15 protein-coding genes and 1 pseudogene are annotated in these 14,472 nt (G+C 71.6%); 9 read left to right on the top strand and 7 right to left on the bottom strand.

Translation table 11 applies throughout. The features are described 5' to 3' along the window. Together VAE53_RS02945 and VAE53_RS02940 are read left to right on the top strand one after the other, a co-directional pair. Nucleotides 1–475, top strand: a pseudogene (locus VAE53_RS02945) (hypothetical protein); the annotation flags it as partial. Next, nucleotides 476–1,093 carry a sigma-70 family RNA polymerase sigma factor gene (locus tag VAE53_RS02940; protein WP_322817872.1) on the top strand — a complete coding sequence of 206 codons (618 nt, stop codon included), beginning with the start codon at nucleotides 476–478 and terminating at the stop codon, nucleotides 1,091–1,093. It abuts the pseudogene before it with no gap. On the opposite strand, the gene VAE53_RS02935 is transcribed toward VAE53_RS02940, so the two are convergent. From VAE53_RS02935 to VAE53_RS02915, 5 genes are read right to left on the bottom strand one after another with little or no spacing between them, the layout of a single operon-like run. Beyond that, nucleotides 1,090–1,893, bottom strand: a complete 804-nt coding sequence (locus VAE53_RS02935) for a DUF4388 domain-containing protein (RefSeq protein ID WP_322817871.1) — start codon at nucleotides 1,891–1,893, stop codon at nucleotides 1,090–1,092. The two genes, VAE53_RS02940 and VAE53_RS02935, sit on opposite strands and share 4 nt — an antisense overlap. A 36-nt stretch (nucleotides 1,894–1,929) precedes the next feature. Continuing rightward, on the bottom strand, nucleotides 1,930–2,379 hold the full coding sequence (locus tag VAE53_RS02930; RefSeq protein ID WP_322817870.1) for a hypothetical protein: 450 nt from the start codon (nucleotides 2,377–2,379) through the stop codon (nucleotides 1,930–1,932). Nucleotides 2,380–2,403: 24 nt separating this feature from the next. Beyond that, entirely contained in the window at nucleotides 2,404–3,423 is a 1,020-nt protein-coding gene (locus VAE53_RS02925; RefSeq protein ID WP_322817869.1) for a hypothetical protein, read from the bottom strand. Nucleotides 3,424–3,428: 5 nt separating this feature from the next. Then, a complete protein-coding gene (locus VAE53_RS02920) occupies nucleotides 3,429–3,830 on the bottom strand; it encodes a hypothetical protein (protein ID WP_322817868.1) in 402 nt (133 codons plus the stop codon). Nucleotides 3,831–3,868: 38 nt separating this feature from the next. Continuing rightward, nucleotides 3,869–5,101 (bottom strand): HAMP domain-containing protein, encoded by a 1,233-nt coding sequence (locus VAE53_RS02915; protein WP_322817867.1) that lies wholly within the window; start codon nucleotides 5,099–5,101, stop codon nucleotides 3,869–3,871. A 284-nt stretch (nucleotides 5,102–5,385) separates the two neighbouring features. On the opposite strand from VAE53_RS02915, the gene VAE53_RS02910 reads away from it, so the two are divergent. From VAE53_RS02910 to VAE53_RS02900, 3 genes are all read left to right on the top strand, one after another. Further along, nucleotides 5,386–6,567, top strand: coding sequence for an acyl-CoA dehydrogenase family protein (locus VAE53_RS02910; protein ID WP_322817866.1), 1,182 nt, complete (start codon nucleotides 5,386–5,388; stop codon nucleotides 6,565–6,567). A 181-nt stretch (nucleotides 6,568–6,748) separates the two neighbouring features. Beyond that, the gene (locus VAE53_RS02905; protein ID WP_322817865.1) at nucleotides 6,749–6,970 is read left to right on the top strand and encodes a helix-turn-helix domain-containing protein; all 222 of its coding nucleotides are present in this window, start codon (nucleotides 6,749–6,751) and stop codon (nucleotides 6,968–6,970) included. Further along, nucleotides 6,967–8,121, top strand: a complete 1,155-nt coding sequence (locus VAE53_RS02900; protein ID WP_322817864.1) for a DUF2851 family protein — start codon at nucleotides 6,967–6,969, stop codon at nucleotides 8,119–8,121. The genes VAE53_RS02905 and VAE53_RS02900 overlap by 4 nt, the downstream gene beginning before the upstream one ends. On the opposite strand, the gene VAE53_RS02895 is transcribed toward VAE53_RS02900, so the two are convergent. Next, nucleotides 8,070–8,750, bottom strand: a complete 681-nt coding sequence (locus VAE53_RS02895; protein WP_322817863.1) for a GNAT family N-acetyltransferase — start codon at nucleotides 8,748–8,750, stop codon at nucleotides 8,070–8,072. The genes VAE53_RS02900 and VAE53_RS02895 overlap by 52 nt on opposite strands. Nucleotides 8,751–8,873: 123 nt before the next feature. Between VAE53_RS02895 and VAE53_RS02890 the strand changes: the two genes are divergently transcribed. From VAE53_RS02890 to VAE53_RS02875, 4 genes are all read left to right on the top strand, one after another. Then, on the top strand, nucleotides 8,874–10,211 hold the full coding sequence (locus VAE53_RS02890; protein ID WP_322817862.1) for an NAD(P)/FAD-dependent oxidoreductase: 1,338 nt from the start codon (nucleotides 8,874–8,876) through the stop codon (nucleotides 10,209–10,211). 43 nt (nucleotides 10,212–10,254) lie between these two features. Then, on the top strand, nucleotides 10,255–11,508 hold the full coding sequence (locus VAE53_RS02885; RefSeq protein WP_322817861.1) for a ribonuclease H-like domain-containing protein: 1,254 nt from the start codon (nucleotides 10,255–10,257) through the stop codon (nucleotides 11,506–11,508). A 9-nt stretch (nucleotides 11,509–11,517) separates the two neighbouring features. After that, on the top strand, nucleotides 11,518–13,029 hold the full coding sequence (locus VAE53_RS02880; protein ID WP_322817860.1) for an alpha/beta hydrolase: 1,512 nt from the start codon (nucleotides 11,518–11,520) through the stop codon (nucleotides 13,027–13,029). Between the two features lie 71 nt (nucleotides 13,030–13,100). Further along, nucleotides 13,101–13,853: a tyrosine-protein phosphatase gene (locus VAE53_RS02875; RefSeq protein ID WP_322817859.1), complete on the top strand. Its 753-nt coding sequence runs from the start codon at nucleotides 13,101–13,103 to the stop codon at nucleotides 13,851–13,853. 11 nt (nucleotides 13,854–13,864) lie between these two features. Here VAE53_RS02875 and lepB read toward each other — a convergent pair. Beyond that, nucleotides 13,865–14,472 (bottom strand): signal peptidase I (lepB, locus tag VAE53_RS02870; protein WP_322817858.1); only part of this gene is annotated, 608 nt, incomplete at its 5' end.

Raw genomic sequence — 14,472 nt, 5'->3', positions numbered from 1 at the left:
CGTGGTGAACGCGGCCCGCAATCTCGACCCGGGCCGTGGCGTCGGTGGGGATAGCCCGTTCGCGGAGGAGACCAGGACGCCAGCCGGTTCGCCGACAGCTGGTGTGACGCCGACTCCGGAGGCGGACCCGACGCCGGGTGCGGGCTCCTCGCCGGGGCCTCCTGCTGCCGCGACGCCCTCGCCCGGGCAAGCCGGGAGCGGGGCGTCGCCACTGGCCGGAACGCCGTCGGTGGCGCCCTCGCCGGCGGCGACGCCGACGCCCAGAGGGGACGATGACGACGACCGAACGCCGGAGACGGGGGACGGGAGCGATTCGGCGGGGAACTGGCGACCTCCCCTTGCGCTCCCGCCGCTGGGGCCCTCGGCGACGCCGACGCCGCAACCGACGGCGACGCCAACGCCGAGCGACGGGCACGACGACGGGCACGGCGACGAGGATGACGACAAGGAAAACCGGCCGAGGGAGGGGGACTGAGTGGGGGGCCTCGCCTGGCCGGTGGCGGCGCTGGCGCTCGCGCTGGGGACGGCGGAGGGGGCGCCGGAGGATGCGCCTCCGGGCCGCCCGGCGGAGGGGTGGATCGCGCGGCTGCGGCGTCGCGAGGCGGGGGCGTGGCGGCGGTTGTTCGACGAGGAGATGCCGGCGATTTACCGGTATGTCTTATCGCGGGTTCCGCGGGCGGAGGATGCGGAGGATCTGGCTGCGCTGGTGTTCGAACAGGCGTGGCGAAGTGTGGAGCACTTGGAGGACCGCGGGCTGCCGCCGCGGGCGTGGCTTTTCGGGATTGCCCGGCACGTGGTGACGGAGCACCGGCGGCGGCTATTCCGGGCGCCGCCGGTGGTGGCGCTGGAAGCGTTCGATGCGCCGGATGTGGGGCTGGAGGGGCACGCCGAGCAACTGGCGCTGGCGAAGGCGGTGGCGTCGCTCCCGCGGGCCGATGGCGAGGTGGTGACGCTTCGGTTTCTCCACGGGCTTTCGCTGGCGGAGACGGCCGCGGCGATGGGGGTGACGGTGGATGCGGTGAAGGCCCGCCAAGGGCGGGCGCTGCGGAAGCTCCGCGAGCTGTTGGGTGAGGATTCTGGCGTGGTGCGTTAGGCGGCTTGCCCGCGGAGCATGGCGAGCATGGTCTGTTGGAACTTCACGCGCTTTTCGGGGTCGGTGATTTCGTTGCTGATGGCCTCGGCGAGGCGGGCGATGGCATCGCGGGGGAAATCCTGGCGGGTGTGGCCGAGGGCATCGAGGCAATCGTCGATGATGATTTCGGCGAGGGGGCCGACGGCAGCGGCGACGGCGGTATGGAGTGCCTGGAAGAATTGCGGGCCGGCGAGGGCACGGGAGGCGGGAGCGAGCTGGTGGGGCTTTTCGAATTCGACGAGCCCGGCGAGCTTGAGGCGGTAGATGCGGCGCATCGCCTCGAAGTCGTCGATGGCGAGGGCGGCGGCGAGGGCGGCGGCGGTTCGGTTGCCATCGAGGAGGGCGATGACTTCCCAATCGCTGGCGTCGATGGTGAGCGTGGGAGCGGGGGCGCGGCGGACGAGCCGAGGAACGATGTCGAGGGAGGGGACGACGCGGCGGATGGCATCCCGTTCGCTGGCGACGCGGGCGGCCTCGGCCAGTATCTGGTCGAGGGGGCGGGTGACGGTGCGTTCGGGTGCTTCTTCTCCGGGGATGAATCGGAACTGGCCATTGGGCCAGGAGACGAGCCGGGCGACGGCTGGTTCGCCCCAATCGCCGGCGGCTTCGGCGTGGACGACCTGGCCGCGGTGGAGGTAGATATCGCCGAGGTCGAGGCCGCTGGAGAGCTCGAGGCGGCCGGTCTGGCTGGCGGCCGCGAGCATCTTGAGGAGGTCGACGAGGGGCAATTGGGCGAGGCTTCCGGTGAGTCCTTCTGGCATGGTAGTCCTCCCTGGGGCGAGGGTTGGGCGGCTCGGCTAGCCGCCCCGCTGGGCGATGATGTTCCAGGAGAGCCAAGAGCCTGGGTCGAGGGCGGTGCGATTGACGAGCTGGGCGCGCTCGGAGCGATGTTTCTGGAGGCGCTTCTGGGCGGCAGGGTCCTTTTGCCAGGTGGCGATGACGACGTCGGTGGTGATGCGGACGATGGCCATATCGACGGTGGGCTGGGCGACGACGAAGAGGACGGCATCGCCGAGGTCGTGGGCGAGGAGCCGCCAGGTGTCGTAGGTGAGGTCGAGGCGGGTGGCGGGGAATCCGGCGGCCTGGAGGGCGACGAAGGCGCGGCCGATTTCGCGGCCGATGGTGTTCATGGTGACGGTGGCGAGGACGGCAGGGTCGGAGCTCACGATGACGTCGCCGCGGTTATCGCAGAGGAATGCGCCTTCGACGGCTGGTAGTGCGGTGAGTTGCTCGATTTCGCGCTCCATGGCTGCACTCTCGGGCGGCGCTCGTTAGGCCACGAACTCCTGGCATTCTTCGCGGAGGTTGAAGCGCTCGATGACGGCGGCGTGACGCTGGCCGATGCCTTCGAGGGCGGCGCGGACGCGGGTTTCGAGGTCGGCGCGTTTGAGCTGGAAGGCGAGGCGCGAGACGGTATCGCCGAGGCAATCGCCGAGGGCTTTGCTGAAATCGTCGGGCAGGGGGCCGTGGAATTCGATGGTCCCGTTGGTGTATGCGAATTCGGCGGCGAAGGGATCGAGGAACGGATAGGTGGCGGCGCGGTTGACGAGGGTCTCTTTGAAGGCGAGGGCGAAGCGGCCGGGCCGGGAGACGCCATCGACGTACTGTTCGACGCGCTGGATGACTTCGGCCCAGAAGGCGAGGAGGTCGTGGCGGTAGGATTCGGCCTGGGGCGCCTGCCGGGGGAGGCCGATGGCGGAGGGGGCGCTGGCTTCGATGAAGACGTTGAAGGTGCCGCCGGCGGTGTTGACGGCGGCGACGATGGCGTTGAGGGCATCCTGGCCGGACATCATGGGGAGGCGGGGGGCGGTGAAGACGGATTCGATCGGTTCGCCGTCCTGGAGGTAGATGACGCCGGTGCCGGCTTCGCCGCTGACTTGGACTTCGACGTAGCCGGTGATGGCGTCGGTGCGGAGTTTGGCGATGAGGCGGTCGAGGCTGGTGAAGGCGCTGGTGAGGTCTTTGTAGAGCGGACGGCTCTCCATGAGCCGGTCGACGAGGAGGACGACGTCGGGGAAGGCGGTGGCGACGGTGATGGTGCCGTCGCGCTGGGCGGCGCGCTCGGCGATGTTGCGGATGGCGGCGGGGCCGGTGATGTGGTCGGCGCCGGCGGTGACGACGCCGTTGAGGATTTCTCCCTCGGAGAGGATGAGGGTGCCGGTATAGCCGGGGAAGGCGACTTCGACGTAGCCGGTGAGCTTCCGGTTGCGGCAATCCTCGAGGAGGGCATCGAAGGCGGTGAAGGCGGTGTTGAGGTTGCTGTAGATGGTGCGGTCTTTGGGGAACATCATGGCGGTCAACTCCTGGCGGGCGAGGTGGCGCCGAACCGGCGGACGATGGGCTGGAGGGCGGCCGAGATGGCGGCCGCGCGGCCCGGCGCGTGGGTGATGAAGAGGTACGCGCCCTGGAGGGGCAGCAGGAGCGCCTCGCGAGGGCCGCCGGAGATGGCGGCGTGGAGGAAGCGGCTGCCGGCGAGTTGGCGGCCCATGCCGCGGAGATCGCCGTCGGTGGGGAGGGCTTCGGCGCGGAGGGCGACGAAGCTGGCGAGGGCGGCGCTGCGCGCTGCGTCGGGCTCGTCGACGGCGGCGAGGGGCTGCCCTTCGGGTCCGCAGAGGACGACGGAGCGGACGCCTTCGACGTGGCGGACGGCACTGGCGATCCGGGCGGCGAGTTCGCGGCTGAGTGGCTCGGGCTGCATGGCCGGCTACCTCGGTGCGGGGGTGGGAGCGGGCGCGCTCAGGCGGCCTGCTGGCGGCGCTGGCGGAGCCGTTCGATGGCGGCGCGGAGGCTCGTTTGCATGCGTCGGAGGGATTCGGCGAGCCGGCCGATCTCGTTATCGGATTCGATATCGATGTTGGCGTCGAGTTCGCCGAGGCTGATGCGGTCGGCGACGTCGGCGAGGTGGTGGACCGGCCGAGTGATGCTGATGGAGATGACGACGGCGAGGAGAAGGGCGAGGGCGACACCGACGATGGCACCGCCGCCGAAGAGGTAGAACTGTTGGCGGGCATCGGCGGCGCGCTGGTCGAATTCGCGGTTGAGGGTGTCCTGGGCGGCGGCGAGGAGCTGGTTGGAGGTGTCGATGGCGCTGCCGCCCATGTAGAAGTACCCCTCGGCGGCGGTGTTGGAGAGGTTGCCGGCGGTGAGGATTTGGCCGCGGGTCATGTCGAAGAAGGTGGTGCGGACGGTGCCGGCGCGCTTGACGGCCGGGTCGAGGCTGGCGGCGAATTCGGGATTTTCGCCGATGGCGATGTCGAGTTGGCGGTCGAGGGCGGCGGCGTGCTCGGCGGCGATGGCGAGTTGGGCGGCGAGGAAGAGCTTCTGCTGGTCGGTCGGGGTGAGGTTGGCGCGGGTGATGAGGGTTTCGGTGCCAGTGGCACGGATGAGCGAGAGGGATTCGGTGAGCCGCGGGAGGGATTCGGTGAGGGCGGCGATGACGGCGCGGGTATCGAGGCCGGGGTCGAGGGTGAGTTCGGAGCGAGTGGCGACCGTGGCGAGGAGCGGGAAGATGCCCTCCTGGATGAGGCGGGTGTGGGCTTCGTTGGTGACGTTGGGGCTGCTGGTGGAGTCTTTGACGGCGGCCCACTGCTGGTTGAGGAAGGCGACGACGTCGTGGGTGCCGAATCGGTCGCCGTGGCGGGAGTCCATATCGTTGATGGCGGCGAGGGCGTTTTCGGCGGCCCGGGCGGCTTGGTTCCGCGTTTCGACGGAGTTGGTGTCGCCGGCGAGGACGCGCAGGGTGAGGCCGCGGTGGAGCTGGACTTCGCGGAGGAAGGGGATGACGGTGGAGATGTATTCGAGGCCGTCGCGCTCCCGGGCGGCCTGCTGTTGGGTTTCGCGTTGGGCGAAGAATTGGACGACGAGCAGGGCGACGATCGGCACTGCCATCACGGCGACGATGAGGCCGAGTTTGTTGGCGATGTTGAGGTTGCTGATGGCTGAGAAGCCGGGCAGGTGCAGGCGACGCATCGTGCTCTCCATCGAGTCCCCAAGCGCTGGGGGCGTGATCGGGATTGGCGATCGGGGAGGCGGCCGCTCGTGGGGGCGCGGCGATCCCTTCTCGTTTCCAATTTCGACCCGATCCCTCCACGGATAAGGGACACCCGGGTAGCGGTTTTCGGGCTGGGGTGGGCGTCGCGGGGGGCGGCGTGGCGGGCCGGTGACCGAAGGGTGCGGTGGGCGAGGGAGCGGCCGGCCAGGGTGCGGTAAACTCGGGAGTCGTTGTCGCTGCGTGCGATGCGAGGAGGCGTTCGATGGATTTTCGGCTTTCCCCGGAGACGGAGGCGTGGCGCCAGGAGCTGCGCGCGTTCTTGCGGGCTGAGCTCCCGCCGGATTTCGAGGGCGACGACGACTTCTTCGACAACGAGGACCAGGTGGCCTTCGCGCGGGAGTTCACGAAAAAGTTGGGGGCGCGCCGTTGGTTCGCGCCGGCCTGGCCGGTGGAATACGGCGGGATGGGGAAGACGGCGATCGAGCAGTTCATTTTGAACGAGGAGCTGGCGTACCATCGGGCGCCTTCGGGTGGGCGGCTGTTCACGATTGGCATTACGGGGCCGACGATGCTCGTCCACGGGACGGAGGAGCAGAAGGCCCGCTATCTGCCGAAGATGGCATCGGGGGAGGAGTGGTACTGCCAGGGGTTCAGCGAGCCGGGCAGCGGTTCGGACTTGGCGAGTATGCAGACGCGGGCGGTGCGCGATGGGGACGACTACATCATCAACGGGCAGAAGATCTGGACCTCGAACGGGCACGTGGCGGACCGGATGCTCCTGCTCGCGCGGACGAACCCCGATGTGCCGAAGCACAAGGGCATCAGTGCGTTCATCGTGGATATGAAGACGCCCGGTATCACGGTGCAGGGGATCGACAACATCGCCTACCGCCACGATTTCAACCAGGTGTTTTTCGAGGATGTGCGGGTGCCGGCGCGCGATCTGTTGGGTGGGGAGAACAACGGCTGGTACGTGGCGACGACGACGCTCGATTTCGAGCGCTCGAATATCGCGGCGATTTCGGGCGCCCGGCGCACGGTGCACGACCTGGTCCGCTGGGCGCAGGAGCGCCACCCCGGGGGACGGCCGTGGGACAAGCCGGAGGTGCGGCTGAAGCTGGCCGACTTGGTGGTGAAGGCGGAGGTGGGCCGGCTGGTCGCGTTCCGGACGGCCTGGCTCCAGGCGCAGGGGGTGGTGCCGAACTTCGAGGCGAGCATCGGGAAGGTGTGGATGGCGATGCTGGGGATCGAGGTGGCGAACACGGGGGTGAACTTGCTCGGTCCGTTCGGGGCGCTCCAGCCGGGTTCGAAGTGGGCGCGCCTGCGTGGCCGGGTGCTCACGAGCTATCTGTTGGCGATGTCGGGGCCGATCGGCGGCGGGACGAGCGAGATCCAGAAGAACATCATCGCGCAGCGGGGGCTGGGGCTGCCGCGCGGCGGCTGAGGCTGGAGTTCGGGCGGCGGGGGCCGGGAACGCGGGGCGCTCCCGCGCGGGCGAGCTGTGGGGGCGGCGGGCCAGCACCGCGGTCCGCGGCGGTGCCGGATGGGCGCTCGCCGGGCTCCGGAACTTCGCCGAGGCGGCGGCCGGTTTTGACGGATACACGAAAACGTGTAAACTCGAGCGGATGGAAACCGGGCAGGGGGAATGGACGCCGGAGCGGGTGGCGGCGCTGCGCCGGCGGCTCGGGCTCTCGCAGGCGGGGCTGGCGCGGCTCCTCGGTGTCCGCCAGCAGACGGTCTCCGAGTGGGAGACGGGGCTTCACCGGCCGCGGGGTGCGAGCGCGCGCCTGCTCTGGCTGGTCGCGGAGGAGCGGGCGCCCTACGACGCGGGCGGGGGCGCGGGGTGAGCGCATCGCGGCCAGCGCGGCGGGCGGCGGCCCCGCTCGCCTTCGAGGCCGAGGCGGAGCTGGCGGCGGCGTGGGGCGCTGGGCCTTCGGGGCCGCTCCGTTTGGCCGATGGGCGGGCGGTACGAGTGGTCTTCCCGGGGGTATCGGGAGATGGCACGGGGCCCGATTTTCGCGGGGCGATCGTCGATATCGAGGGCGATCTGGTTCGGGGCGACATCGAAGTGCACCTCCGCCATTCGGGCTGGTTCGCGCACGGGCACGACCGGGACGCGGCCTATCGCGGGGTGGCGCTCCACGTGGTGGCGGTGAACGATCTCGGCGTGACGGCGACGGTCCACGCTTCCGGGAGGCGCATCCCGGTCTTGGTGCTGACGCCGCCACCGCTCGGGGCGGACACGCTGCCGGGGTTCGTCCCGCCGTGTGCGTTCGCGCGGGCGGCCGGGATCGATGTCGCGGGGCGGCTGGCCGCGATGGGGAGGCGCCGGCTGCGGATGAAGGCGAACCGGGCGGCGCTCCTGGCGGCGGGAAGGGACCGGGGCGAGGTGCTGTTTTCGCTGACGGCTGAGGCGCTTTTCGGGCCGGCGAACCGGGCCGCGGGACGGGCGGCGGCCCAAGCTGGGTTGGCGCGGCTGCTGGAGCTCGGGGAGGGGCAGGGCGGGCGGGCGATGCTCCGGGCGGCGGTCGCGGGGGAGCTCCGGCGGCTGACCGCGGGGGCGTCTTTGGGGGGTGGCCGGGTGCGGCCGGCGGCTGCTCCGGGCCGGCGGGTGGATGCGCTGGCGGCGCTGGTGGTGCGGTGGTGGCCCCCCGGCTGCCGGGGTGGCTGGCCGGCTGCGCTGGCGCCAGGGGTCGGCTGGCAGGCGGCGGCCGCGGAGGGCCTGGGACGCGCGGCGGCGATCGAGGTGATGGTGAACGCGGTGGTGCCGGCCGCCCTGGGAACGGGCGTCTGGACGGAGGCGGAGGCGATGGCGGTCTGGGCGGCGCTGCCTTCGCCGGGGACGTACGGGCGGCTCGGGCCGCTGGAGCGCTGGCTCGGGGGCTCCGCGGGCCGGCCCTTCGGTTCGGCGGCGAGGCTGCAAGGCGGGCTGCTGCTCCAGGCGGATTATTGTGTGAAGGGGGCTTGTGGCCGCTGCCCGCTCTCGGAGCTGGGCTGAGCGGTGCGGAGGTCCATCGGCGCGCCGGGCAGGCGCCGGAAGACGTAGGCGCGCACCTGCCAGCGTCCTTCGTGGAAGCGGATGTGGCGGGCGAGGGGTGCGCGCTCGCCTTCGGTGACGCGCCAGAGCCGCTCGGCGATTTCGCGGTCGACCTGCCAGCGCGTCTCGGTGATGCGGAAGCCGAGGGCGAGGTAGGCGCGGTGGGCGTGGGTGGCGAAGGTGTTGGAGGTGAGGACGAACGCGCGCCCGGGGAACTCTTCCTCGAGGGCGCGCATGAGGACGGCGAGCATCCGGCGGGCGACGCCTCGGCCCTGGTGCTCGGGCGGGACGTGGACGGCCCAGAGGTAGAGGCCGGCGTCGTCTTCGAGGTTGACGGAGCAACGGCCGACGGCGCGGCCGGCTTCGACGGCGACGTAGTGGCGGTGGCGGCCGGGGGCGGTGCGTTCGCGCAGTTCGGCGGCAGCGCGGGCGGGGTCGCGCAGGTAACCGAGGTCGAAGGCATGGTAGGGGAAGCCGTATTCGCCCCAAGCGGCGAGCTGGGCGACGAGCTCCTCGTCCCAGGGGCGGAGGACGAGGCCTTCGCCCTGGAGGACGGGGGTGGGCATGCGCGAGCGGCGGGCGCGGGTCATCGGGGGGAGTGTAGGGGAGTTGGCGGAGGCCGTGGCGGCGGCTCGCGGCGATCGGGCTCGTGGTAGGCTGGGGTGGCAGGTGCCGGAGGCCGGTACCGAGCTCGGGACGAACGGGAGCCGTGGATGGCTGGCACGGAGCGAACGTACGACGTGATCGTCATCGGCAACGGGTCGGCGGGTGACAACATCGCGCGGACGCTGGGGCGAGGGGGGCGGAAGGTGGCACTGGTGGAGAAGGCGCATCTCGGTGGGGAGTGTCTGAACGATGGGTGCATCCCGAGCAAGGCCTTGATCGAGGTGGCGCGGGAGGCGCGCTGGCGGCCGATCTCGTGGAGCGAGGCGCTGGCGCGCGTCCATGCGGTCCAATTGCTGGTCCGGGGGAACGACCCGGGTGGGGGATTCGACCGCGACGGGGTCGAGCTCTTCTGGGGGGAGGCGCGGTTCCTCGCGCCGGGGCGCGTGGCCGTCGGCGAGGATGTCTTGATCGCGCGGGATGTGGTGGTGGCGACGGGAACGGAGCCGGGGCTTCCGCCGGTGCCGGGGCTGGCGGAGGCGGGCCCGCTGACGAATCGGCAGATCTTCCGGCTGGCGCAGCTGCCGCGGCGGCTGGGGGTGATCGGGGGCGGGCCGATCGGGCTCGAGCTCGGGCAGGCGCTCCACCGCCTGGGGGCCGAGGTGACGATCTTCGAGGCGCTCGACCGGCTGGCGGCGACGGAGGAGCCGGAGATTTCGCTCGAACTTCAGCGGCTTTTCGAGGCCGAGGGGATCCGGGTGGTGACGGGGGCACGGCTGCAACGGGTGGAGCGGCAGGCGGATGGGGAGGTGGTGGTGGCGACGCCGGATGGGCGCTTCGTATTCGACGGCGTGTTGGTGGCGGCTGGGCGGAAGCCGGTGATCCCGCCGGGGCTGGCCGCGCTCGGGCTGGAGACGGACCGGCGTGGGTTCATCGTGATCGAACCGTGCGGGCGGACGAGCGTGCCGGGCGTGTGGGCGGCAGGCGATGTGACGGGGAAGTTCCAGTTCACGCATTACGCGGCCTACCAGGCGCACCACATTGCGAAGCATTTGGCGGCGGGGGTGTGCGAGCCGATTCCCGATGCGATCGTGCCGTGGGCGATCTTCACCGATCCGGAGGTCGGGCACGCGGGGATGACGGAGGCCCAGGCGCGGGAGCGGGGCCTCGCCGTGAGGACGGGCTTTCTGGAGGCGCGGGAGCTCGATTGGTTCCGGACGACGGGCCAGGTGGAGGGCTTCGCGAAGGTGGTGGCCGATGCGGAGACGGGGGCGCTGTTGGGGGCGCACTTCCTCTGTGCGCGGGGGAGCACGTTGGCGGGCGAGGCCTCTCTGGCGATCCAGCACGGGCTGACGGCGCGGCAGGTTGCGGGGACGATCCACCCCTACCCGACGGCGGGTGAACTCTTCCGCTGGGCGTGCGCGCGCGCGGTTTCGGGGCGCGGGTAGCGGGGCGTTGCGCGGGGGCGGGCGGCGGCGTACGCTCGCACACATGTTCGTATCGCCCCAGGACCGGCTGCGGGAGCGGCTCCGCCAGGCGCTCACCCAGCCGCTGCGCCGGGCGCCGGAATTCGACCGGAGCGTGACGGAGCGGGCCGACCTTTCGGGGTTGGGCGGGCGATGGTTCGAGACACCGGCGGGGCCGGGGTACGTGATCGAGAGTGTCTACGACGGGGGCTACTGCCATGGCGAGGTCTCGGTGGTAGGTGCGCGGGCGCTGCCGCTGGAGCGGCTGGCGCGGCAAGTGCGGGACGAGCGACTGGCGGCGCTGAAGCCGGAGCAGCTCCGTTTCATCGATACGGAAACGACGGGGCTGGGTGGGGCGGGCACGATGGTCTTTCTCTGCGGGGTGGCGCGGTTCGAGGGGACGCGGCTGGTGCTGCGGCAGTACCTGCTGCCGGGCCCGGAGTACGAGGGCGGGCTGCTCGGGGGCCTGGAGGCGGAGCTGGAGGGCGCCGCCGGCCTGGTGAGCTACAACGGGAAGGCGTTCGACATTCCGGCGCTGGAGACGCGCTACGTGCTGGCGCGGCAGCGGCCGCGGCTGCGCGAGTTGCCGCACCTCGATCTCCTCCACCCGAACCGGCGCCTCTTCCGGGGCGCCTTCGTCTCCCACCGGCTGGCCGCGGTGGAACGGGAGTTGCTCGGGTTCGAGCGGGCGGAAGACTGTCCGTCGGCGGAGGTGCCGGAGCGGTATCGGGAGTTCGCGCTCACGGGCGACCCGACGCACATCCGGCCGGTGTTGCGCCACAATGCTTGGGACGTGCTGTCGCTGGTGGCGCTCGCTGCCCGATTGGGAGCGAGCTGTGACGACCCTGATCGGCCGCTCCAAGCGGCGCGGGCGGCGGAGTACGCGGGGGAATGGGCGGAGGCGGCGGCGCGTTACGAGGCTGCGCTCGCTGGGGGGCTCCCGCGGGCGTTGCGGTTGGAGGCGCTGGAGAAGGCGGCGCGGGCCCACGCGCGGGCTGGCGAGTTCGGGCGGGCAGCGGCCTGTTGGGAGGCGCTCCTGGCGGAACCGCGGGCGCGACGGGTGGCTCCCTTCGTGGAGCTCGCGAAGCTGCGCGAGTGGCGGCTGGCCGACCGGGCGGGAGCGCTGAGGCTGATGGAGGAGGCCGTGGCGCTGGCGGAACAGGGACTCTTACGGCCGGGGAGCGGGGAGTACGGGCTCGCGCGGATGCGTGCTCGGCTCGAACGGCTGCGGCGCGGACCGGGGGTGGCTCGTCTTGCCCGGGGGGCGCGTTGCCCCTAGAGTCGGGGCATGCCGCTCTTCGGCGAGCCGGGGGAACGCTTCGCGTACGAGCGGTACGAGCATGCCGAGGGCGGACCGGCGCTCTACCTCGTCCATGGATTCACGGCGAGCGCGGCTTCGTTCGCGGCGAATCTGGATGCGCTGCGGAAGCACTTCACGGTGGTAACCGTGGAGCTCCTCGGGCACGGGCGCTCCGATGCTCCGCCCGAACCGGAACGGTACCGGCCGGAGCGGGCGGTGGCGCGGATCCTCGGGCTGATGGACGCATTGGGCGATGAGCGGGCGCTCATCTGCGGGCATTCGCTCGGGGGAGCGGTGGCGCTGCGTTGCGCGTTGGCGGCGCCGGAGCGGTTCTCGGGGTTGGTGATCGTCAATTCGGCCTCGGCGGCCGGCACGCCCGCCTGGGCGGAGCGGGCAGGCGCCGGGATGCGCGAACTGGCGCGGCGGGTACGGGCGGAGGGCACGGGCTTCCTGAAGCAGACGCGGCTGTACCCTGCGCACAGTCGGCGCCTCGACCCGGCCTCGCGCGAGCTATTGATGCGGGACTTCGACCGGTTGACGCCGGAGGGGCTGGCGGGGACGGCGGAGGGGCTCATCCCGTTCGTGAACGCGTTCGAAGCGCTGCCGGGGCTGAGGGTGCCGACGCTCGTGGTGGTGGGGCAGCGCGACCGGGACGTGATGGAGGTGATGCCGGCCTTCCTCGCGCAGGTGCCGCACGGGCTGGTCCGGGTGGTGGGGCTGCCGGAGGCGGGGCACGCGGCGAACCTGGAGGCGCCGCGCGAGTTCGAAACGGCCTTGGTGGCCTTCGCGCGCGAGCTGGGCATCCTTCCGGCCGAGGAACGGGCGATGGGGAGGGCCGGTGGCGCGAGCACGCTCGGTGTGGTGGGCGGGGTGCTGGTGGCGGCCGGCCTCGGGCTGCTGTTCGCGGCGCTCGTGGTGGCGAACCTGGGCGAGGACGGCAACGGGACGTTCGTAGCGGCGGAGCCGGAGCGGACGGCGACGGCGGGGTTCACTCCGGTGACGGCGGTGGCTGGGACGCGGACGGCCGTGGCGATCCAGGGGAGCGGGGCGGCCACGCCGGCTTCGACGCCGGGGGCTGTCGCGACCGCGACGGTCGCGGCGCCGACGACGCCGGCCTCGGGGCCAGCGAGGACGCCGACGCCAGCCGCTCCACCGGAGGCGACGCCGACGCCAACGGCGACCCCGTTGCCGACGGCGACGCCGCTGCCGACTGCGACGCCAACGCCGGCGGGGCCGTATGCGACGATCGAGGGGCCGCGGCGGGTGGCGGTCGGGGAATCGGCGACGTATTACGCGAGCTATTTCAATGCTTCGCCGCCGGTGCCGCTGCGGGTGATGTGGGTGACGCCGCTCGGCACCTTCCGGGACGTCCACGGGGTGACGATCCGTTTCGCTTCGGAGGGCTGCTTCGGCGTGACGTTGGAGGCGATCTTCCGGGAGTTCGGCGCGCGGACGGCGGTGCTGAACGTGGCGGTGGGGGAGGCGACCTGCGGGGAGTGAGCGTGGGCCGAGCGCCGCAGATGAACGGTCGGTGAACCCGCGGTGGGAGGAATTCCCGTAGAGTTGGGGATATGCAGGAAACGACGCTTCCCAGCGATCTCGAAGGTGTCCACAACTTCCGGCCGGTGGGGCCGTATCGCGTAGCCGGCGGCCGTACGATTCGTGCCGGGCGGCTGTTCCGCTCGGGTGCGCTGGAGCCGATGACGGAGCGCGACCGGGAGGTGTTGGAGAAGGCCATCGGGCTGCGCACGATTCTGGACTTGCGCCACCCGGACGAGTTGGCGCTGGCCGGCGGGCCGCACCCGCTGCGCGATCGGGTGGTCTGGCTTTCGATTTTCCGGGAGGAGTGGCGGCAGGAGGAGCTGATCGCGGAGCTCAACGGGCTCTACGGTCCGGGCCCTTCGCCGCGGCGGTACCTCCATTACTTGGAGATCGGGGGCGACCGGCTGGCGCGGGCGTTCGAGCTCTTCGCGGAGGAGGAGCGGTACCCGTTCTTGGTGCACTGCACGGCTGGCAAGGATCGCACGGGCGTCTTGATTGGGATGATCATGGACGTGCTCGGCGCCGACCCTGCGGACATCGCGGCGGAGTATGCGCTGAGCGATCGGAGCATCGACCGGCTGCTGGCCTATCTGCGAGCGAGTGGCCGCCAGCTGGAGGGGACGGAGGAGGAGATTCGGGCGCGGCTGGCGACGCCACCGGAGCGGATGGCGGGCTTCATCGAGCTGCTGCACGAGCACCACGGTGGGGCGGAGGCGTTCTTCCGGAAGCAGGGGGTGAGTGCGGCGACGATCGATCGGGTGCGCGCGCTGCTCACGGCCTGACGGTCGCGGGGTCAATCGGGCGGGAGGGGGCTGGTGGCCTCGGCGAGGCGGGGGACTTGGTTCGGGGCGGGGCCGAAGCGGTCGTACGGCCACCAGGTGAGCATGGCGCGGCCGACGATGAGGTTGGCGGGGATGGGGCCGATGACGCGGCTGTCCTGGCTGTGGTTGCGGTTGTCGCCCATCACGAAATAGCTCCCGTCGGGGATGCGGAGGGGCGCCATCTCGCCGACCGGGGCTTCGCTGCCGGCGAGGTACGGCTCGAAGAGGGGCCGCCCATCGATGTAGACGATGCCGGCGCGGATTTCGATGGTCTCGCCGGGTAGCCCGATGATCCGCTTGACGAGGTCGCGGTGGACGCCGGACGGGTGGTGGAAGACGACGATATCGCCGCGGGCCGGACCGCGCAGGAGGTAGCGGACGGCGGGCGGGCCGGGTTCCCAGAAGGGGATGTAGCGGGCGAGCGCCTGGAGATCGACGCGGCTGTAGGCAAGGGTGTTGACGAGGAGGAATTCGCCGTTTTCGAGGGTCGGTTCCATGGACGTGCCTTCGACGCGGTAGTGTTGCACGCTGGCACGGACGGCGAGGAAGACGAGGAGGGCGAGGAGGAGGGTCTCGAGGG

It is taken from the genome of Tepidiforma sp., from assembly GCF_034432735.1.
GTDB lineage: Bacteria > Chloroflexota > Dehalococcoidia > Tepidiformales > Tepidiformaceae > Tepidiforma.
Note: the sequence above shows the minus strand (reverse complement) of the source record. Positions and strands in the feature narration are given on the sequence as shown.

Bases quoted from the DNA above. Each gene is read 5' to 3' on its own strand.
- VAE53_RS02935 (WP_322817871.1), bottom strand. From the start codon at position 1,893: ATGCCAGAAGGACTCACCGGAAGCCTCGCCCAATTGCCCCTCGTCGAC.
- VAE53_RS02930 (WP_322817870.1), bottom strand. From the start codon at position 2,379: ATGGAGCGCGAAATCGAGCAACTCACCGCACTACCAGCCGTCGAAGGC.
- VAE53_RS02925 (WP_322817869.1), bottom strand. From the start codon at position 3,423: ATGATGTTCCCCAAAGACCGCACCATCTACAGCAACCTCAACACCGCC.
- VAE53_RS02920 (WP_322817868.1), bottom strand. From the start codon at position 3,830: ATGCAGCCCGAGCCACTCAGCCGCGAACTCGCCGCCCGGATCGCCAGT.
- VAE53_RS02915 (WP_322817867.1), bottom strand. From the start codon at position 5,101: ATGCGTCGCCTGCACCTGCCCGGCTTCTCAGCCATCAGCAACCTCAAC.
- VAE53_RS02910 (WP_322817866.1), top strand. From the start codon at position 5,386: ATGGATTTTCGGCTTTCCCCGGAGACGGAGGCGTGGCGCCAGGAGCTG.
- VAE53_RS02905 (WP_322817865.1), top strand. From the start codon at position 6,749: ATGGAAACCGGGCAGGGGGAATGGACGCCGGAGCGGGTGGCGGCGCTG.
- VAE53_RS02895 (WP_322817863.1), bottom strand. From the start codon at position 8,750: ATGACCCGCGCCCGCCGCTCGCGCATGCCCACCCCCGTCCTCCAGGGC.
- VAE53_RS02890 (WP_322817862.1), top strand. From the start codon at position 8,874: ATGGCTGGCACGGAGCGAACGTACGACGTGATCGTCATCGGCAACGGG.
- VAE53_RS02885 (WP_322817861.1), top strand. From the start codon at position 10,255: ATGTTCGTATCGCCCCAGGACCGGCTGCGGGAGCGGCTCCGCCAGGCG.
- VAE53_RS02880 (WP_322817860.1), top strand. From the start codon at position 11,518: ATGCCGCTCTTCGGCGAGCCGGGGGAACGCTTCGCGTACGAGCGGTAC.
- VAE53_RS02875 (WP_322817859.1), top strand. From the start codon at position 13,101: ATGCAGGAAACGACGCTTCCCAGCGATCTCGAAGGTGTCCACAACTTC.